Here is a 17,585-nt window from a genome sequence, read left to right on the forward strand (position 1 = left end):
CAGCGCGGCTTCGCCGCTGGTCCGGAATGACAGCGCGGGGAGTGTGTTGGGAAAATTCGCGGTGGCGGTCGGCGCGCTCAGCCCTTGCGGCTGCGCCCGGTCAGCCGCGCCGCATTGGCGCGGGTGCGCTTGGAGAACGGCTCCAGCGCGGTGTTGGCAGCCTTGGCGGCGGCCTCGGCGAAATCGACCTGGGCGAGCGGGTTGAGCGCCATGCCCCACCAGAACATCGCCGCCGCCTGGCTCGCGGCAAAGCCGCTCTCCATCACGGCCGACATCTTCTCGCTGACGGCCTTGGCCGCCTCGCGTTGGCCCCGGCTGTCGCCCTTGAGCAGGATCGGCATTCGCATGGCAATCGTGAGCCCGGCATCGGCCTGCATCGTCAGCACTTTGGTCGCGAGCGCCTGCGCTTCCACGCCTGCGCCGGTTACAGAGCGAAGGCTTTTGGTCGATGTCGCCATGCGTTTGGTCACTCCGCAACGAAGGAAAGCCCGTAGTCGACGCACCGGCTTGCAGGCGGCTGCGACGCCTGCGATCTGGAATGTGGCGTCCGGCCGCCCATTGTGCAATGCGGTATCACGGTTATCCGCATGATTTTATGCATATGATGAATGTCGGGGCTGTAATTCATCTCCGCTCTTGCGTCACGCGCATGGCCTCGCGATACATTTATCCGCGGCCCGAAATGCTCTAGAGCCTTTTCTGGAGCACGCCACCGGCGCGTAGCAGACCTGTCGAGCCGCCCTTGAGTTTCTTCGCCACTCCCAGACATCCCGGCTGGCGCCCCATGCTGGTGCTCGCCTCGGCTTCGCCGCGCCGGCTCGCACTTCTGGAGCAGGCCGGCCTGAAGCCGGACGCCATGCTGCCCGCCGATCTCGACGAGACCCCGCTCAAGGGCGAGCGCCCCCGCGACCTCTCGCGCCGCCTCGCCCGCGAAAAGGCGCAAGCCGCCGCCGATGGCGCCAAGAGCCGGCCCGATCTCGAAGGCTGCTACATCGTCGCCGCCGACACCGTCGTCGCGGTCGGCCGCCGCATCCTGCCCAAGGCCGAGATCGTCGACGAGGCCGCCGCCTGCCTGCGCCTGCTGTCTGGCCGCGCCCACCGGGTCTACACCTCCGTCGCCGTGGTCACGCCCGGCGGCACGATCCGCGACCGCATCGTCGAGACGAGGCTTCGCTTCAAGCGGCTCTCGAACGAGGATCTGGAGATGTATCTCGCCTCCGGCGAATGGCGCGGCAAGGCGGGCGGCTACGCCATCCAGGGCATCGCCGGCTCCTTCGTGGTCAAGCTCGTCGGCTCCTACACCGCCGTCGTCGGCCTGCCGCTCTACGAGACGGTCAACCTGCTCGGTGGGGAGGGCTTTCCGGTGCGGTTCGGCTGGATGAATGTGGGGTGAGATCGAGCCCCGCCGGCTTGTCCGGCCCAGTGCTGACATTCGATCAGCCGTGACGCGGCGGTCAACCTCCGGTTGCCGCAGCGTGAGCAAGCGCTAAGGTACGGGGGGAGGGCTCGCGACATGGATCTGACACCCGTCTGGGTGAAGGGCGGGGCGACGCGGCGCGCCGTCGCGCTCCTGATCGACCTGCTGATCGTGATGATCGTTGCGCAGGGGCTGACGGCGCTGCTCTATCCAGCTGCGGGCGGCCGGGTCATCGACAGCACGGGATTTCTGGTCGATTGCCGGCCGGCGCCGCGCCCGGCGGACGTCGTGCTGCCGCCCGGCTTTGACGCCATGGCGGACGACGACTGCACGCGCAGCTGGTTCGGCCTGCCGGTGATGCGGGCGCATGTCGTGACCGGCCGGAGCAGCGGGCCGGCCCTCAAGATCTCGCTCACGCGCATCCTCGACGCTGATCGCGCGGCGGCCGTGACCTTCGACGTCGCGAGCCTGCACGGGCTGCTGCTTGTCCTGATGCGATGGCTGGTCGAGCGCCAGGGCGGCTCGTCGCCGGGGCGCTTGCTCATGGGGCTGCGGCTCATCCCGCTCGTCCCGGACACGACCGACGCCGAACGGCGCCGGGCGCTGTCCCGCCGCTATCTCGTGTTCGCGTTCCCGCTGGCGATCCCCGCCATCCTGGCCGCGCTGATCTTCGCCGCCGCGCAGGTCGGCCTGCAGGCACCTGACGAGGCGCTGTCCGCGCTCGTCGGGCTCGCCCAATTGCCGTCGAGCGTCGCCGTCGTCGCCGCCATGCTCGCGGTGGCCCGGCGCCGGGACGCCTTCTACGACGCCGCGGCCGGCACGACCGTCGTGCAGCTGGTCGAGGGAGCCCGTCAGGTCGATCCGGAGGAACGGGCGGCACCTGCCGGCGGCAGGTCCGTCCCTGCTGTCACGCTGCGTGGCAGCGCGATGGCGCTCACGCTCGGCCTCCTGCTGACCGGCGTCTTCATCGGCGAGGCTGCATTCTCCTACGCGACGAGCGGGCAGTTCGCGATCACGCCGCAAACGATCATCCTGTGGGGCGGGACCTCCTATGAACTCGTCGTGCAGGCCGGCCAATGGTATCGGCTCGCGCTGGCGCCGTTCCTCCACTGGGGCGCCTTCCACCTTTTCGCCAATCTCGCGCTGCTGCTGGCGGCCGGGCTGCTGATCGAGCCGCTGCTCGGCGCCGGCTGGCTGCTGGCGGTGTTCCTGCTCGGCGGAATGGCCGCCTCCGCCGCGTCGGTCGCCTTCGGCACGACCGGCCTGCTGGCGGCGGGTGCGTCCGGTGCGCTGATGGCGCTGACCGGCGCCGGCCTCGTCATGAGCTCGGTGCTGCCGGACGGAGCCCGCCGGCTCGGGCTGCAGGCGTTGTGCATCGCAGTGCTGTTGCAGGCCGTTCTTCTGAAAGGGCAGATCGGGCCGCACATGGTCGATCAGGCCGCGCATCTCGGCGGCGCGCTGGCGGGCGTGGCGCTGGGCTTCGGCCTGCGCGCGCTCTGGCGCAGCGGGCAGGACGGCTTGCGCCTCGGCTGGCCGGCCGGCGCCTGCGCGGCCGCGCTGGCGGCTCTCACCTTCGTCTCGGTTTCGCAGGCCGGCTTCGGCGACGTGCCGCTGGTCAGGCTCCAGATACCGCAAGATCAACTGCCGAAGACCGATGACGAGTGGGCGGCGCGCGCCGGCGAACTTGTCCGTCGCTTTCCGCGCGATCCGCGCAGCCATCTTGCAGCCGCCATCGCCGCCGGCAGCGACAATGCGGCGCGGGACGCCGCACTCGCGGCGCTCGACCATGCCTATGCCGGCGCTCCGGCCGGGGAGGCGGCCCGCTGGCGCCGGAACGCACTCGTGATCGTCGGCAAGACGCGCCGCAAGGCCTATGACTTCGACGCCGCTAAGGAGCTTTTCGGCCGTGCGATCCTCGCCGGCTTCACACCGGATGCAAGCCTGCTCGGGCTCCGCGCTGATGCCGCGCAGGCACTCGGCCAGTTCGACGCCGCGAAAGCCGATCTCGAAGCCCAGTTGCGGCTGCAGCCAGACAACCTCGCGGCGCTCAACGCACTCGCCGCCCTGCTCTCGGCCATGGGCGATCAGCGGGCGGCGCTCGAGAAGGCGGACGAGGTGCTGCTGCGCCAGCCGGACAGTGTCTCGGCGCAGCGCCAGCGCGGCTGGTTCCTGTTGCTGGACGGACGCTATGCCGAAGCGGTCCCAGTGCTCGAGATCGCGGCGCGCCTGGCGCCGAGCGACGCCTATTCGGCGCTGTGGCTTCACCTCGCATCGCTCAGGGCCGGGCAGGGCGGGCGGATCGCGGAAGCTTCGGCGTCGATCGCGGCCGATGCCTGGCCCGCTCCGGTGCTGCATTATTTCCGCAGCGAAATCGACGAGAAGGCGCTGATCGCCACGGCCGCCGACCGGGATCCGGTCAAGGCCCGCGAGCAGGTCTGCGAGGCGCATTTCTACATCGGCGAGCGCCATCTCGCTAATCGGGATCCGGCACGCGCCGACAGCTATCTCTTCGTCGCCCGGATGAACTGCCCCAAGACCTTCTACGAATGGGCCGGTGCCCGGGCCGAGCTGCGGCGCCTCGGCCAGTGACGGCGGCGCGCGCCTGCGCCCTCTGACGACTTGCCCCGCTCCGGCAAAAGTCTGATCCTCCCCGCCAACGCAGCCAGCCTCACAAGGCGCGCACAGGAGGAACACACATGGCGGGACGACTCAGGGGCAAGGTTGCGATCGTGGCCGGTGCGGGCTCGGTCGGGCCCGGCTGGGGCAACGGCAAGGCGACCGCGACGATCTTCGCCCGCGAAGGCGCCAGGGTGATCTGCGCCGACATCGACCGTGTGGCCGCCGAGGAGACTGCCGCCATCATCCAGAACGAGGGCGGCCAGGCCTTCGCGGTCGAGGCGGACGTCACCAGCGACGAGCAGGTCGCCGATCTCGTCGGCCGCACGCTCGGCCGCTATGGCCGCATCGACATCCTCGACAACAATGTCGGCATCGCCGAGATCGGCAGCGTGCTCGACCTGACGGAGGAGGCGTGGGAGCGCGCCTTCCGGGTCAATCTCACAGGCGCCGTGCTGGCGATGAAGCACGTCATCCCGGTGATGCAGCGCCAGTTCGCCGAAAGCGGGGAGGGCGGCTCGATCATCAACATCTCCTCGACCGCCTCGCTGCGCCACACCGGCGTGCCCTATGCCAGCCTGGCGGCGACAAAATCGGCGCTGAACCAGCTCAGCCGCAACACCGCCGTCGAATTTGCCGCCCAGAAGATCCGCGTCAACACCATCCTGCCCGGCCTGATCAAGACGCCGCGCGTCGCGTTGTCGAGCGGGCTCGCCCGGATCTATGGCGAGGGCGATGTCGAGGCGATGTGGGCCGCCCGTGACGCGCAGGTGCCGATGGGCCATATGGGCGAGGCCTGGGACGTCGCTTACGCGGCGCTCTTCCTTGCCAGCGACGAAGCGCGCTATGTCACCGGGCTCGAACTCGTCGTCGATGGAGGCATCACGCTCAAATATGGCTGAACCGATCAAGCCGGCCCCGACCCTGAAACCCTGCGCGATCTGCGGCAAGCCGGCCGTGGCCCGCTACAAGCCCTTCTGCAGCACCCGCTGCGCCGATCTCGACCTCGGCCGCTGGCTGAAGGGCAGCTATGTGATTCCCGGCGAGCCCGTCGATGAGGCCGAAGCCGGAAAGCCCGGCGGCCGCAGCGACGATGGCGAGTGAGGTTGAGCAGCGCGGTCTCCCGCAAACCGCCGCGAAGCGACTGGACAGCCCCGCCCCTAGCCATTATACCGCGCCGACCAACAGGAACGCAGGCCTTGAGCCCGCGCACCCGGCGCCCAGATAGCTCAGTTGGTAGAGCATGCGACTGAAAATCGCAGTGTCGCTGGTTCGATTCCAGCTCTGGGCACCATTTCCCTCATCCAACATCTTGATTTGATTGATGAATTTAGGACGTCGAGAAGCGCTGACCTAGCCAGCGCCCTAGTCCGGAAAGCGGTTGCCAGCGACCGCCCGCACATCGCCGTGGATGGGTTTGACAAATTGTCCCAGCCCTCCTTTACGCGTGGAACGATTCCCCAAGGTCATCGTTGAGACTCGCGTGAGTTGTGGAGTTGGTCATGCGCGAGCATCGGATGTTGCGGTCGGGCCCATCGTCCGACGTTGCGAAGAGCCCTCTTCCGCGGCGCAACGATGAGCGCCAGGGCGCCCTCGATCTCGCTCCGCCAGCGTCGACAGCGTCAGATAAGATCGAGCGCCTCTCTGCAGAGAACACCAAGCTCAAGATGCAGGTGCCGCTAGTCGAAGGGCAGGTGCCCAAGATTGAGAGCACCACATACCGCTCCTACAACCCCGTCCATGGCTGGTTGGATAAGGTCGACGTCATCGCCGAGCAGGCGGCATGGTTCGCGAAGCAACTCGCCGAGGTGACAGCTATCCGGACCACCGGTGCGCCCGACGAGACGGACGCCGAGGCGGTCAACACGCACATCGCCATGGTCGCCGAGGAGGCCGACTCTCTGATCACGGCCCTGATCAAGGATGCTGAGGCCCACGACCTCGAGGCCAGCGGGCCGTGGATAAAAATCCCGCTCGTCGAGTGCCAGAAATTCGAAGCGCCATCCCGAGACAGTGAATCCGACCAATAAGGCTTCTGTCCGCGTGACGTTGCGGAACTGGTCATGTTAGCGCAGGCCAAGCTTACCGACCTCGAGTCGCCCCTCCCGATTCCGCTGATGGGCTCGGCCAAGATCAGCCTACAGTTCACACCTTAGCGCCCTGGCATCCCCCGCCGGGGCGTACTGTCTGGGGCTCAGCTGGCGGCGGCAAGAAAGCATCCTCGGCGAGCCGTAGCGGGGATAGGCGGAAGCGGGTGGTTTCGTCTCCCTCACAGGCGCTCTTGAAGTTGGCCTTGGGCGGGCTCACCAGATGTATTCGGCCGGTGCCTTACGAGGACCCAGAGGAATTCGCCTTTGAATCTTGTCGGCTACGCTGCCCGATTGTGGGAAGCATGTGACGGTTTGACCCCTTGTCGTGCAAGTTGTCGGTCTTTCTTCTGCGGCCTCGACGATCGTTTCTGAACTTGCCAGACCTTCCTCAGCGGACACCGCGTTTGTGGGCTCGACGATCGTTGCTGAACCTGGCAGACCGGCCTCCACGGACACAGCGTCTGCGGTCACAGGGACATTGTCTGCTGCGCACGCGGATAACATCGCGCACAAGCCGAACAGCAGTGCAGACGGCGACAATCGACAGAGATATCCCATAGATTGTACCTTACCTACTTGAATGAACGCGCGGAACCCAGCCCGTGCGGCACAGTAGAAACATCGCGCGACTGGAGCCAGTCTAGTTGGCTGCGATCCTACTGATATTTGCGATGAAGGTATGGGTGGTAAACCTACGCCATGTTTATCTGCCGAGCCGCCTAACATCTCGTGCTGTTATGAACCGAAGCGCAACCGGTCAGTAGCGGCGACCGCGACCGGCAGGGCGCAGCGGCCGGCAGCCGCTCCTGTTGCAACTGCTTTCCCATACCGCCCCGGTCCTGGTGTCGATGCAGCGGCTCCGGTTGCATTCAAAGCCACCACCGCCACCGCCATAGCCTCCACCACCACCACGCCTGCCGTCGTCCCAGCCGCGTCCACCTCCTCGTGGCGCCGGGCCGGGGCCATATGCCGGACCGGAATTGCGGGCGTCGTAACCAGGCCCGCTGCTGCCTCCGCCATACGGTCCGTACTGCACAGTGCCGATAGGCGCATCGAGCGGCACACCAGTCAGGGCGTGCTGCATCGGCATCGCAATGGCCGTGGAGCTCAATGCGCCAACGAACAGAGCCGCCGACAATATCGCGTTGTTGAATCTCATCGGGTACTCTCCTCCGCTCATGCGCAGGAATGATAACGTGCGGCGGGATGAATAGGTCCTGAATCGTCGGATATCGTGCTGTCAGTCATACGGGGCTGTGGCTGCAATGGTCTCGCAACAGTCCATCACCATGCGCGCTTGAACATTCCTCGGCTCGCGGCGTTGAATGGACGCTCGGACTGAAGCCGCAATGGCTGGCTCATGGGGGTCCCGATGGCGACGCGCCGAATCCTGCCGATATCGTCTTTCCTGATGACCCTTCTTTTTGCTTTGCCGGCAGTCGCGCAGTTGTCTGGCGTGCCCGGCGACGGGCCGCTCACGCCCGGCGGCCCCAGGCGCGGAATCGGGCCGCCCTCGCTGAGCGATAATGTGCCCGACCTTCGGCTGCGCCCCGACAGCGGCAGATCGGGACTTCAGGTGCCGATCTATGGCGGTGGCGGGCAGGTGCCAATTTATCGCAGTGGCGGGTATGGCAGGTCACGGACGCCTGGCAACGCCGAATTCGGGGCCGGGTATGAGGCCGAGACTATTCCTGCGGCCAGAAGAGCCGGCCGTCATTGCCGGGCACCGCGCAGGGTCTGCGTTCTTGCAACGCCGGCTTTCGTCGGAAGCGGCTGTTCGTGCCGGTTGCCGGGCGGCGGCCGCGTGCGCGGTCGCGTTGCACCCTGAGTTCGGGCACCACAATTCGAACGGAGCATCCGGCAGGACACAAAGCGACCCGGCACCATCCGTGCCGGGTCGCCTTGGCCGGTTCAGCCCGTGCGCTTGGTCACGAGAGTCAGTGCGCCATTCTCGTTCATCTGCGCCATCAGCACATGCGTCGCCGACAGGCCCTTGGACTGCAGCGCCGACTTCAGCATCAGGTTGGCATCCACGGCGGTCCTGAGCCTTTGCAGCTGTTCATCGCCGCGCTGGGCGACGACCTGGGTAATCTGCGTCTGCGTCTCCTCCGGCAACTCGGTGATGTCGACGACATCGACGGACTGGATTGCCGGCGGAGCCGAAGGGACCTGGGGCGCCGCGGCAGGGGCGCGGGGCTGGCCCGGCGCCGCAGACGGGGTCTGGGCGTTGGCGGCCATCGCGAAGGCGAGAGCGGAGCCGGCCGCGAGGATCGTGATCATGCGCATGGAGTATCCTTCCATCGGTTTGCGGATGCTCGCGCAGTTCACAGGGGTAATGCGGTCTCAGCCTGAAGATCGCCGGGTCATTCCGTGACGATGTCGCGGCGGGAATGAGATTCCGGCGTGCCGCCTCACTGGATCGGCTGGTGTTTCGCCTGTTCGGTGCTGGCGGCCATGATCATCGCCTCCAGCACCGCCATGATCTCCGGCGCCAGATGCAGTTCGAGGTCGTGCCCGCCCTCCAGTTCGAACCCGATCGCCGCCGAGATCGAATTGTCGGCGCTGACCGTGACGTGCTTCACCTTGAGCACTGCGGCAACGACGGTGGCTTTCTCGGACATCTTCGCTTCTCCTGTAGCCGTTGTCACGATCATGAAGCAGACATCTTTGGCGCCAATGCGGAACTGCAACAGACCGGCGTCATTGGACCAAAGGCCGGGAACGCGTCGTTCCGTATCCTAAGGTTCTGACAACCTGAGGTGAACTTCGCTTTCGGATCGCTGCTGGCGTCCGTTGCCGTCTTGCAAAAGCCGGACGGCAGGCAACTTTTGGCGTCATCGCCCGTTCATCTGCACCATGCGATCCATCAGTGGAACGACATATCGGAAGGATTGATCATGTCTCGACTCATCAGCTTTGCCACCATCGCCGGAGCCTTGATGCTCGCCGGCACGGCCAGTGCCCAGTATTACGAGCCCTATCGCGGCCGTGGCGAATACCGCGAGGATTACCGGCGCGGGCCCCCGCGCGGTTATGACGACGACCGCTACGAGCGCCGCTCCTACCGTCCTGCGCGGCGCTTCAGCAGCATGTGCGTGACCTCGCGCGGAACCTGCGAGACGGCTCCGCAGCCATACGGCACCGGCTGCCGCTGCCACATCGAGGGCTTCGGTCCCAAGCGCGGCGCCATCCAATGACCCCACCCCGCTGCGGTCCTTGGAGGACCGCGGCGGGGCAGGTTTGATGTTGCTCGTGCTGATTCCGCGCGTTTCCGGCCGCTCCGCCCTTGTCAACGCGCTGGCGCGGCGATCAAATGCGATGGGTCGAGGCGACGATGTCGGCGGGGGCGGAACATGGCCAAGAGATTCGAGATTGCGACGTTAGCCGTTCTCGCGGCCGTGGCGCTGTCGTGCGGCTCGGGCCTGGCTCAGCAACTCATGCCGCCGGCGGTGGTGACCGTCTCGAATGCCCGAACCGTCCCGCTGACCTCGCTCGAGATCGCAACGCCCGATGAGCCGCGCCGCGTGGTGGCGAGCCTCGCCCGTCCGTTGGCGCCGGGGGGCACCGTGGGGCTGCGGCTGAACCGGCCGGCGGGCTGCAGCTACAAGGTTCAGGCACATTTCGACGACACGACTCGCAGCGAACCGGTGCCGATGGATCTCTGCAAGGACAAGATCATCCGCCTGACCGAGTGACGGCGCGATCATCGCGGTAAGATGTTGCAGTTGCGCCACTGCATCCCATTCAATTGTGCGCCGCTTCTTTTTTCGAAGAACGTTGCAAAAAAAGCGCGCTCGCCACGAAATTGACACATGTGTTTAGCCTTCTTAGGCATGAGCTGGATTTTGGGATTTCACATCGCCTGTCTGTTCATCGTTTTCGGTTTGGCCCGTTGGGCCCCCGAAATGGACGATGACGGACGAATCGTAGGCCCCTGGCAGAGCGTCAATAAATTCGCATCGACGCACCGCCGCCGTTTCGAGGAGGCGCGCCGCGAAATGAGCCGCCGTCGCCTCGAGACCATGGGCCGCAGGCCGGTTCTGCGCTGAACATCGGTTCGGTACTGAACGGCCGCCTCGCTCGATCCGAGGCGCGATCTGTCACGGCTATATTTGTCATGGTCGCTTGTCGCGCAATCTGATGCGGCCTCGCAGGGGACCGCGCTGCCACGCGCTCGACTTCCGTCGTCATGCCTGCCGTCGCAGAGAACGGCAAAACCATCGCACGATGGGTTGTCAACACGCATGCTGATCGGGCATAGAGCATCCAACGGAGACGTGGCCGAGAGGCTGAAGGCACTCGTTTGCTAAATGAGCATACCCCACAAGGGTATCGAGGGTTCGAATCCCTCCGTCTCCGCCACTTGCCCCAATTAACCGCCTGAAATAGCTAAAGTTTCTGACGGGGCAGGGCGGTCTACCCCACCATTTACCCCACCATGTCGCGCCGGCTGCTTGTTCGACGGCACTGCTGCTGTAGACGCCTTCCCGATTCGTCCGTTGATGACTGGAACGGATCGCCAGTCGAAATACTCGCCCCAGCCCGAGCCGTGCCGCCGATAGATCCGAACCTTGAAGCGCTGCTCCAGGCGCCCTTCCATGATTCGCAACTCGCCCGTGGGAAACCACAGCCCGAGAGCGTCGGGGAAGGTCTGGCGTCTCTGGTTCCACCGCCCGGCGCTCATAGCGGGTCGCGCCCCAGCGACATCTGCTCGTCATAGCCAGATTGGTCGGCAAGGCCGTTGTCGTCAGGCTCGCCTTCGTCATCGCACTGCGCGCCTTCGTCTTCGGATGAAGGCTCCAAATCGCAGTCACCGTCGAGCGCATCGACGACGCCGATCAGCGACGCGATGACCATGTCGAGCCGGGTCCGAAAGTGCCTGATGCCTTCGGATCGGACAGCGAGGCGCCGGGCGATCAGCTCCAGCATGTCGCGCACATCGCGGCGCTCGGCTTGGCTCAATGGCTCAAGCAGGCCGTCCAGTTCGCCATGGACCAGCGGGCCGAGATACCGGCCGGCGGCGGCTCGTTCGAAACCAGCTATGCTCATGACCGGCGCTCCAGAGGGATGACGCGCCGGCCGATCAGCAACTCGCCATCGACATAGACGACCGGCAGGTGGCCGTAGAAGCCGAAGGTCGGGAGCGTGACGGGCTTGACGCGGTAAGTGGTACGCGCTGGCCGGCCCTTGCCCTGGCGAGCGGAGATGCGAACCGGGCTCATGACGTGGCACCGAGAACGCGCTCGGCCGAGGCGGCGAGCTTGGGGCCGAAGACGTGCGGAACCCAATTGCGGCCGTTCTCCATCGTGGCTGCGGTCGTGAACGCACGAGCCTGAATCAACAGCCCGGCCGGCGACGAAGCCTCGATCGCAAAGATGGCTTTCGCGGCATCCTCGACCTCGCGCATGATCCAGTGGCGGGCCGTGCAAGCGTCGGTGTAGCCGCTGGCCTTCCTCGCGGTATCCATCCCGGCGACGTATGCTGCGCGGTCAGCCAGCAGCTTGCGCGTCGCCTCTTCGTTTCGGCGAGCGACTTTGCCAACCAAGCCCGCATAGATCTCGGCCTCGTGCGTCAGATGGCGTTCGGTGAGAAGCCAGCGGCCGTCCTGAACGGCCTCATGGTCAATGCCGCGCTCGCGTTCGGTGTGCCCCTGATACTGGTAGCGGCTATCGACGATCAGGCCTTCGGGAACCGGCGGCGCTAGCGCCTGGGCACGTGCAAGCGCCGATCGGTAGTCGTCGTCTGCCTCGACGAAACGAGCCTCGGCACGCTCCATCTTCTTGCCGAGCGCAACCAGTTCGGCGTCATCGGGAATCACGGTGCATGCGGCGGGCGGCATTGCCACCGCAGCAGCGGCGGCAGTCGTCGCGCCGATGCGGTTCAAAAACAGGCGGCGTGTCAGCGGCATTGAAAGAGCACTCCTCTATGAAAGGATTCGTCTGAGGGTCAGGCAGCGGCGCTGGCGTGCCGCAGGATCGATGCGGCGATCTGGCCGTGCCAGTCCGCGCCTCGGCGAGAGAGCCGGTAGAGTTCGTCAACGCGGCCCCAGACCTCCAAGGCCTGCGCCTTGATGATCAGGCCTTCCATGGTCAGGTCCGGTTGGCCCATGATCAGGCCGACATGAACTTCCAAGGCGGCGGCTGCGGCTGAGTGCGCTTGCCATGAGGCGGTGTAGTTCGATGCTTCGCTGATGCGCTTCGTCTCAGCCTCGTAGGTGACGGCAAGCGCATGGCACCGCTCATCCTCGGCGAGTTCGGTTTCCCACTCGGCGCGGGTGCGCCCGTCCACCAGCCCCGCCGTCAGCTTCTTCCCGTTCAGGACACGGCGGGCGCGATTGACCTGAAAGCCGAAGTGGAAGGCGGAGATGAGCCGTCGTGGTTCGGCCTCGCCCGGTCGCATGAGCGCTCCGCCCCGGAGCCCGCGCTCGATCGGACTGCCGTGCCAGCCGGGGTGACCTGGCTCTGTGATGTCATCGGGGGCCAAGGGCCACAGCGGTGACCAGTGAGCCTCTGTCACGTCCTGATGCTTCCGTGCGGCGTGATAGTGGTCGGAGAGGGCTGGAAGCTCGCTGGCGAGGCGGAACAGTTCCGGATTCTCGGATGCCTTAGCGCCGCCGGCAGCAGTGACGGTCGCGGCAGCCGTCGATGCGGCGGCGAGGCCCAGCAGCATGCGGCGGCGGTCGAACAGATTGGACATTGGGGCACTCCATTCCAAAGGGAGAGGTCGGGTTCAGGAGCGTGGAAACGCGGCCCGGACTTGGTCGTCGCTCATGGAAATGCGCGCGATGTCGGCGGGCACGGGGCCAAGGCATCGGACCAGCCCAAGCAGCCGCCGAACGGGGATGTCCCATTCCGCGCGGGGATTGCGCATCGCGACGCGGATGCTGGCGCTGCTGCTGCGATTGCCGGGAAGGGTCATTCCCTCAGGCAGTCCGCGAACCAGTCGCTTGACGATGATCTGATGCGATCCGGGCGGCGTGCATTCAGGGCGAAACCAGACGGCGACGATATCGCCGACGCGGATGGCGGCCGCCCGGTCGAACAGCATGGGTGCGCCGTCGTGGATCTCGGGCTCCATGCACAAGCCAGAGCAGACCATGGAATATCGCTGGGGTCCGTCCCACGGCATCAACGTGGTCCGAAGATGCTCCGGGCGGGTCGGCGACGGCGGAAAGGCGCGGGCGATAGGCAAGGCGGTGGCGCTTGCCGGAACGGGAACGTTCAGCATGACAGTCTCCAGCGATGTGACGGGTTCAGCGGGTCAGGCGGCGAGGGCGATGGGGTTGCATCGGATCAGGTCGGCGCGAAGCCAGTTCATGATGCGCAGGCAGAGCGCCTTGCGATCCGCGCAGCCCATGGCGTTGGCGGCACGAAGCGCGAGCCGAACGAAGGACTGCGTCATCTTGAGGAAATCGGCCCGGACGACGGGTGCGCTGTAGAGGGCGGCGCGAGTGAGCTGGTCGCGGGCGGCTTCGATCCAATAGTTGAAGATGAGCAGGCGGAGATCCATCGGTCAGGCTCCCATGCTGGACAGGGCGGCGCGCAGGGCATCAGCGCGGGCCGGATTGAAATGCTGACGGTAGTTCTCACGCTCGATCTCCCAGCGGATGGCGTCGGGGTCGTCCCCGAACGACGCGGCGAGCGAGACGGCCTCGGCGGCTCGGGCAGCGAGATACGCGCGGGTGGACACTTCCTGTTCGGCGGCGCGGCGCAGGCAGAAGGCTTCGGCCTTGGCTGCGAGCCATGCCTTTTTCAGGAAGCGGGACATAGTGGCGTGGCGGGCGCTGGCAGGCTCGCGGCGGGCGCGGCTGAGCTGGAGAGCGAACCGGGCCTCGTGATGAGCGCGGCGCATGATGGCGGCGAAGTCGAAGGTGATGCCGGCGACGGTTGCGACTGCGAGAGGCTGATTGCTGTGCATCGTGGCGGTCATCGGCTTGGCTTTCTCGTTTGCGACAGTTACACTCAACTCTAATGATTGAGTTATGTCAACCCTGGAAGCTGATCTAAATTATCAGAGTTGACATTTTTTGAGGACGAAGCGATTGATCACGGCAACGCAATGTCGCGCAGCCCGCGCGGGCCTCGATTGGAAGCGGGATGAACTGGCCAGGCGGGCGGGGGTGGGCCTGAGCACGGTTGCGAGCCTGGAGAGGGGCGAGCGCGTGCCGCACGGGCCAAATCTCAAAGCGATCCGCCTCGCCCTAGAGGAAGCGGGCGTGCGCTTTACGGAGGACGGGTGTGTTTGCTTCAGCCAAGACCAAGGTGCCGCCGACTGACCGGCGAGACGATCAAGGTACGCCCGCAGCGATCGGAGACTTGTTCGATATGAGCGCCCCAGCCATCACGACGCCCGCCTCAGTCCCAAAGGGCTTCGACTACGCGGCATTTCCAGCCGAGCACGTGGAGGGCGCGCGCGAGTGCGCAGCGTGGGTCCGTGACACACTCGGTAAGCTGGAGGCCCATACGATCGAAACCATGACCGTGGTCGGCTTGCGGCTCAAAGAGGCCAAGGATGCGGTCGGCCACGGCGGATTCATGGAGTGGGTGAAAACCGAGTGCGGACTCAGCCAGAAGACCGCAAACCGAGCCATGGACCTCGCGCAAACATTTGACTTAGACCAAATTCGTCACGTGACGAATTTGCCCCAGACGCTGGTCTATGAGGTGGCGGCGTCATCAACCCCCGAAACGATCAAGAGCGAGGTCAGGGCCAAGATTGCCGCCGGCACTCCCATTGAGCGGCGAGAGCTTGAGGTCCAGATCGCCAAGGCCAAGACGGATGCCGCGATATTCAAAGCAAGGTCGCGGGGAGGCAAACCCGCCACTGCGGAAAACATCGCCGCATATCAAAAGCGTTCCGAGGCTACGGAGCGGCGTAACCGCCTCACCTATCTCGACGAGCAAGACGAGGCAGCTAGGGCAAGAGCGCATATGTTGGAAGATTCACGACAGATCGTCGCCAAGGTCATTGCCCGCATGCCGGCCTCCGAACTTGAAGCGATCAGGTCTGATCTATCCCGCTCACCCCGCGCCAAAGTCGAAATGCTGGCGCAGGCGCTGCGCGAAGAGTTGCTTCCTGGCGAGCGCGAGGAACGGGACGCCACCGAAGCGCGATCAGCCGCCAATCGTCAGCTAGAGCGAGAAAAAATGCGGCTGGCGAAGTAACAAGGCCATCCTGGATGTCTCGGCAACAAGCCGCATCTGCTGCTGGCAATACGCGACAACCCCGTCTCAGTTCAGCCGAGCCCGGAAATGCTCGCGAAAGGCTTTGGCATGATGAGCATCCGGAAAACTGACCCGCACCCGTTCGTGCTCCGGTTCCATGGAAACCCGGGCTTGATGGGGAATATCGCGCTCTACCAGCCATAGACCGATATCGAACAGTCGGTCGTTGAGTGTGCTTGGATCGAGCGGCAGGTCGACTCGATACGGGCCCTCTAGGCCGACTTGAGTGGATACGGTGACGATCGGCTTCTGCACGCGCCCCCTCCTGCTTCGTGGCCGGATCTCCGACAATCTAGATCTGGCCCCATCCATTTCAACGCTGCGCAATGCAAAGAAACCGGCGCTGGCATTCGGTCGCTACGGCAGGCAGCCGAATTTTGCACCTGCTTCTTTTTGTTTAATGCAACCGCTGCTCATCTCTGCGATCAGACGTCAGCGGTGTTGATGCCGCCTGTGTGCAGGGGCCTCTAACAATGCTGCGAAAGGCTCCGACCCGAGACCTCAGTCCTCTCCATTACCGGGCGCTTGCTGCCCTCAAGGCCGTAGCCTTTTCGACGCTGGCCGGACTGGCAGGTGTCGCGTTCTGGTTCTGCTTTATCGTCCTAGAATTGTTCGACTGAGAGATGTCGCAGCACGCCTTTGCCGGAGCTTCACCAAAGACAGGAGGACCACATATGACCGAAGATAAATCGTCTTTGATCGAGTTAGCAGCTGGCATCGTTGCCTCGTATGTCGAGCACAACAGCGTCACCGCAGCCGACTTGCCAGAGCTGATCCAAAGCACGCATGCAGCGCTCGCCAAGCTCAGGGAGCCGGAAAAAGCGCCTACTACCGAGGCTCCCATTCCCGCTATATCGATCAGGAAGTCGGTGACCCCGGACTTCATCGTCTGCCTTGAAGACGGCAAGCAGTTCAAATCGCTCAAGCGCCACCTGATGACGAGCTACAATATGACCCCCGATCAGTATCGCGTGCGATGGGGCCTGTCCGCCGCCTATCCGATGGTGGCGCCGAACTATGCCAAGCAGCGTTCGGAATTGGCGAAGCACATGCGTCTCGGGCAAAAGGGGCGAGCGTAATATCGCTCGCTTATGAGGGCGCCCCCTGTTGAAACTCGCGGTAGGCGCGCCGCGCCGCTTTCTCGATGCCGATGCGAACGCCGGGATCGACGACCGAATGCCGCCGGGTCAGGAAGGCGCGGGTGGTGCCTCGATCGAGGTCCCGCACGAACGGTACATTCAGGATCTCTGCCCCGCCCACGGTGCAGTCGAAGACGGCTAGCACCTGCAGGGTCGGAAACTTGTCCAACGTTTTCCCTGCGGGGTCGCGCATGGCGGTGACGATGACCTCTGTGTGGGGCATCAGTCCACCGCCCTATCGGTTTGAGACGATCGAGTAGAGGTTACACATCGTCCGCCTCGCCTACGCGCCGTCGCTCTGCTGGCATCGGCTCGGCCGGGAGCATGTCCGCCTTGCCGCCCTCAATCAAGCTCAAGCCCGTCATCGATGGCGGGAGGTCCGGTGGCCGGGTCGAGTTCAAGTCGGGCACATAAGCGCCGCAGCGATGTCCGTACTTCTGAGGCTTCCGCAGCTCAGTATGCGGGTTCCATGGGCAGCCCGACATGAAGGCATGCAGCACCATCCTGATCGGCACGCGATGTCCATAGCGCGCCGCCAGGGCCGCCAGCCGCACCTCCGCATTCCGGGGGCAGACATGACACCGCAACCTCACGATGATCCATGGATAGCGGACCAGCGGCGTCCCGAGATCGGCTGGCTCGCTCACGGCTCGCCATCGACCGCCATAGGCCGAGCGCCCTCGGAGAAGAGCCCGCGCAGGAAGCCGCGAGAGCACGATCTGTCCGCGTCGCTAGCCAGCCTCTCGCTCTCAGACAGCAGGATCAGATAGCTGCGTGCCAGGGCACGAAGCGCGGCTCGCTCGAAGCCCTCGTGCTCTTCGATCAGATCCTCGATCAGCGCGGTGATTTCCGCGTCGAGCGAGCTGTCGGCCTCCGGTTGATCTGCTGGCAATGCCGACATGTTCGCGCCCTTTTGAATAAGAACGAATAAGGAACGAACTGGCCGGCCAGAGTCAACGCCGAATGTCAGCGCATGCCCCTGCACGTCAGTGCATGCCGTTACGGATCGATCTGGCCTGATACAACTAACCATCTGTTTTCGTTGATTTATATTCGCTGTCATCGCATACTGCCTGCCAGAAATGGAGGCATGCAATGC

Annotated in this window: 24 protein-coding genes and 2 tRNA genes; 12 read left to right on the top strand and 14 right to left on the bottom strand. The window is 65.0% G+C overall.

Translation table 11 applies throughout. From position 1 onward, the window contains the following. Nucleotides 1-77: 77 nt before the first annotated feature. The gene (locus tag AXW83_RS02650) at nucleotides 78-458 is read right to left on the bottom strand and encodes a hypothetical protein (protein WP_066610391.1); all 381 of its coding nucleotides are present in this window, start codon (nucleotides 456-458) and stop codon (nucleotides 78-80) included. Nucleotides 459-784: 326 nt separating this feature from the next. Between AXW83_RS02650 and AXW83_RS02655 the strand changes: the two genes are divergently transcribed. The 6 genes from AXW83_RS02655 (at nucleotide 785) to AXW83_RS02680 (ending at nucleotide 6,063) form a co-directional block, all read left to right on the top strand. Beyond that, nucleotides 785-1,393 carry a Maf-like protein gene (locus AXW83_RS02655; protein WP_066610393.1) on the top strand — a complete coding sequence of 203 codons (609 nt, stop codon included), beginning with the start codon at nucleotides 785-787 and terminating at the stop codon, nucleotides 1,391-1,393. 120 nt (nucleotides 1,394-1,513) lie between these two features. Beyond that, complete coding sequence (locus AXW83_RS02660) at nucleotides 1,514-4,006, top strand: rhomboid family intramembrane serine protease (protein WP_066610395.1); 2,493 nt, start codon at nucleotides 1,514-1,516, stop codon at nucleotides 4,004-4,006. Between the two features lie 107 nt (nucleotides 4,007-4,113). Further along, nucleotides 4,114-4,935: an SDR family NAD(P)-dependent oxidoreductase gene (locus tag AXW83_RS02665; protein ID WP_066610398.1), complete on the top strand. Its 822-nt coding sequence runs from the start codon at nucleotides 4,114-4,116 to the stop codon at nucleotides 4,933-4,935. Beyond that, on the top strand, nucleotides 4,928-5,137 hold the full coding sequence (gene yacG, locus AXW83_RS02670; protein WP_066610400.1) for a DNA gyrase inhibitor YacG: 210 nt from the start codon (nucleotides 4,928-4,930) through the stop codon (nucleotides 5,135-5,137). The genes AXW83_RS02665 and yacG overlap by 8 nt, the downstream gene beginning before the upstream one ends. 114 nt (nucleotides 5,138-5,251) lie before the next feature. After that, nucleotides 5,252-5,327, top strand: a tRNA-Phe gene (locus AXW83_RS02675). 208 nt (nucleotides 5,328-5,535) lie between these two features. After that, a complete protein-coding gene (locus AXW83_RS02680; RefSeq protein WP_156639715.1) occupies nucleotides 5,536-6,063 on the top strand; it encodes a hypothetical protein in 528 nt (175 codons plus the stop codon). A gap of 1,971 nt (nucleotides 6,064-8,034) precedes the next feature. Here AXW83_RS02680 and AXW83_RS02685 read toward each other — a convergent pair. Both AXW83_RS02685 and AXW83_RS02690 read right to left on the bottom strand, forming a co-directional pair. Next, complete coding sequence (locus AXW83_RS02685) at nucleotides 8,035-8,403, bottom strand: hypothetical protein (protein ID WP_335339336.1); 369 nt, start codon at nucleotides 8,401-8,403, stop codon at nucleotides 8,035-8,037. A 131-nt stretch (nucleotides 8,404-8,534) separates the two neighbouring features. Then, on the bottom strand, nucleotides 8,535-8,744 hold the full coding sequence (locus tag AXW83_RS02690) for a hypothetical protein (protein WP_066610404.1): 210 nt from the start codon (nucleotides 8,742-8,744) through the stop codon (nucleotides 8,535-8,537). A gap of 276 nt (nucleotides 8,745-9,020) precedes the next feature. Between AXW83_RS02690 and AXW83_RS02695 the strand changes: the two genes are divergently transcribed. The 3 genes from AXW83_RS02695 (at nucleotide 9,021) to AXW83_RS02710 (ending at nucleotide 10,485) form a co-directional block, all read left to right on the top strand. Next, nucleotides 9,021-9,320, top strand: coding sequence for a hypothetical protein (locus tag AXW83_RS02695; RefSeq protein ID WP_156639719.1), 300 nt, complete (start codon nucleotides 9,021-9,023; stop codon nucleotides 9,318-9,320). Between the two features lie 156 nt (nucleotides 9,321-9,476). Further along, nucleotides 9,477-9,818 carry a hypothetical protein gene (locus AXW83_RS02700; RefSeq protein WP_066610407.1) on the top strand — a complete coding sequence of 114 codons (342 nt, stop codon included), beginning with the start codon at nucleotides 9,477-9,479 and terminating at the stop codon, nucleotides 9,816-9,818. A 576-nt stretch (nucleotides 9,819-10,394) separates the two neighbouring features. After that, nucleotides 10,395-10,485 (top strand) — tRNA-Ser (locus AXW83_RS02710). Between the two features lie 318 nt (nucleotides 10,486-10,803). Here the strand turns inward: AXW83_RS02710 and AXW83_RS02715 are convergent. From AXW83_RS02715 to AXW83_RS02740, 7 genes are all read right to left on the bottom strand, one after another. After that, nucleotides 10,804-11,172, bottom strand: coding sequence for a hypothetical protein (locus AXW83_RS02715; RefSeq protein ID WP_066610411.1), 369 nt, complete (start codon nucleotides 11,170-11,172; stop codon nucleotides 10,804-10,806). Next, nucleotides 11,169-11,345 (bottom strand): hypothetical protein, encoded by a 177-nt coding sequence (locus tag AXW83_RS26905; protein ID WP_156639723.1) that lies wholly within the window; start codon nucleotides 11,343-11,345, stop codon nucleotides 11,169-11,171. Before AXW83_RS26905 ends, AXW83_RS02715 begins: the two co-directional genes overlap by 4 nt. Further along, nucleotides 11,342-12,031 (bottom strand): hypothetical protein, encoded by a 690-nt coding sequence (locus tag AXW83_RS02720; protein WP_066610412.1) that lies wholly within the window; start codon nucleotides 12,029-12,031, stop codon nucleotides 11,342-11,344. Before AXW83_RS02720 ends, AXW83_RS26905 begins: the two co-directional genes overlap by 4 nt. A gap of 38 nt (nucleotides 12,032-12,069) precedes the next feature. Then, nucleotides 12,070-12,819, bottom strand: a complete 750-nt coding sequence (locus AXW83_RS02725; protein WP_066610413.1) for a hypothetical protein — start codon at nucleotides 12,817-12,819, stop codon at nucleotides 12,070-12,072. A gap of 33 nt (nucleotides 12,820-12,852) precedes the next feature. Beyond that, complete coding sequence (locus AXW83_RS02730) at nucleotides 12,853-13,200, bottom strand: S24 family peptidase (RefSeq protein WP_066610414.1); 348 nt, start codon at nucleotides 13,198-13,200, stop codon at nucleotides 12,853-12,855. A gap of 183 nt (nucleotides 13,201-13,383) precedes the next feature. Beyond that, the gene (locus AXW83_RS02735) at nucleotides 13,384-13,632 is read right to left on the bottom strand and encodes a hypothetical protein (protein ID WP_066610415.1); all 249 of its coding nucleotides are present in this window, start codon (nucleotides 13,630-13,632) and stop codon (nucleotides 13,384-13,386) included. A gap of 3 nt (nucleotides 13,633-13,635) precedes the next feature. Then, nucleotides 13,636-14,052 carry a hypothetical protein gene (locus tag AXW83_RS02740; protein ID WP_066610416.1) on the bottom strand — a complete coding sequence of 139 codons (417 nt, stop codon included), beginning with the start codon at nucleotides 14,050-14,052 and terminating at the stop codon, nucleotides 13,636-13,638. Nucleotides 14,053-14,242: 190 nt separating this feature from the next. Between AXW83_RS02740 and AXW83_RS02745 the strand changes: the two genes are divergently transcribed. Then, the gene (locus AXW83_RS02745) at nucleotides 14,243-14,398 is read left to right on the top strand and encodes a helix-turn-helix domain-containing protein (RefSeq protein ID WP_236841912.1); all 156 of its coding nucleotides are present in this window, start codon (nucleotides 14,243-14,245) and stop codon (nucleotides 14,396-14,398) included. Next, nucleotides 14,361-15,287, top strand: a complete 927-nt coding sequence (locus AXW83_RS02750) for a DUF3102 domain-containing protein (protein ID WP_236841799.1) — start codon at nucleotides 14,361-14,363, stop codon at nucleotides 15,285-15,287. Before AXW83_RS02745 ends, AXW83_RS02750 begins: the two co-directional genes overlap by 38 nt. Before the next feature lie 66 nt (nucleotides 15,288-15,353). Here AXW83_RS02750 and AXW83_RS26910 read toward each other — a convergent pair whose 3' ends face one another. Continuing rightward, on the bottom strand, nucleotides 15,354-15,602 hold the full coding sequence (locus tag AXW83_RS26910) for a hypothetical protein (RefSeq protein ID WP_156639725.1): 249 nt from the start codon (nucleotides 15,600-15,602) through the stop codon (nucleotides 15,354-15,356). Nucleotides 15,603-16,021: 419 nt separating this feature from the next. On the opposite strand from AXW83_RS26910, the gene AXW83_RS02755 reads away from it, so the two are divergent. Next, nucleotides 16,022-16,426 (top strand): Ros/MucR family transcriptional regulator, encoded by a 405-nt coding sequence (locus AXW83_RS02755; RefSeq protein WP_066610418.1) that lies wholly within the window; start codon nucleotides 16,022-16,024, stop codon nucleotides 16,424-16,426. 10 nt (nucleotides 16,427-16,436) lie between these two features. Here the strand turns inward: AXW83_RS02755 and AXW83_RS02760 are convergent, their stop codons facing one another. From AXW83_RS02760 to AXW83_RS02770, 3 genes are read right to left on the bottom strand one after another with little or no spacing between them, the layout of a single operon-like run. After that, nucleotides 16,437-16,709: a hypothetical protein gene (locus AXW83_RS02760; protein WP_066610419.1), complete on the bottom strand. Its 273-nt coding sequence runs from the start codon at nucleotides 16,707-16,709 to the stop codon at nucleotides 16,437-16,439. A 40-nt stretch (nucleotides 16,710-16,749) separates the two neighbouring features. Further along, nucleotides 16,750-17,133 (bottom strand): hypothetical protein, encoded by a 384-nt coding sequence (locus AXW83_RS02765; protein ID WP_066610421.1) that lies wholly within the window; start codon nucleotides 17,131-17,133, stop codon nucleotides 16,750-16,752. After that, complete coding sequence (locus AXW83_RS02770) at nucleotides 17,130-17,471, bottom strand: hypothetical protein (protein ID WP_156639728.1); 342 nt, start codon at nucleotides 17,469-17,471, stop codon at nucleotides 17,130-17,132. Before AXW83_RS02770 ends, AXW83_RS02765 begins: the two co-directional genes overlap by 4 nt. Nucleotides 17,472-17,585: the final 114 nt, after the last annotated feature.

Origin of the sequence: Bosea sp. PAMC 26642, from assembly GCF_001562255.1 — a bacterium.
Lineage (GTDB): Bacteria > Pseudomonadota > Alphaproteobacteria > Rhizobiales > Beijerinckiaceae > Allobosea.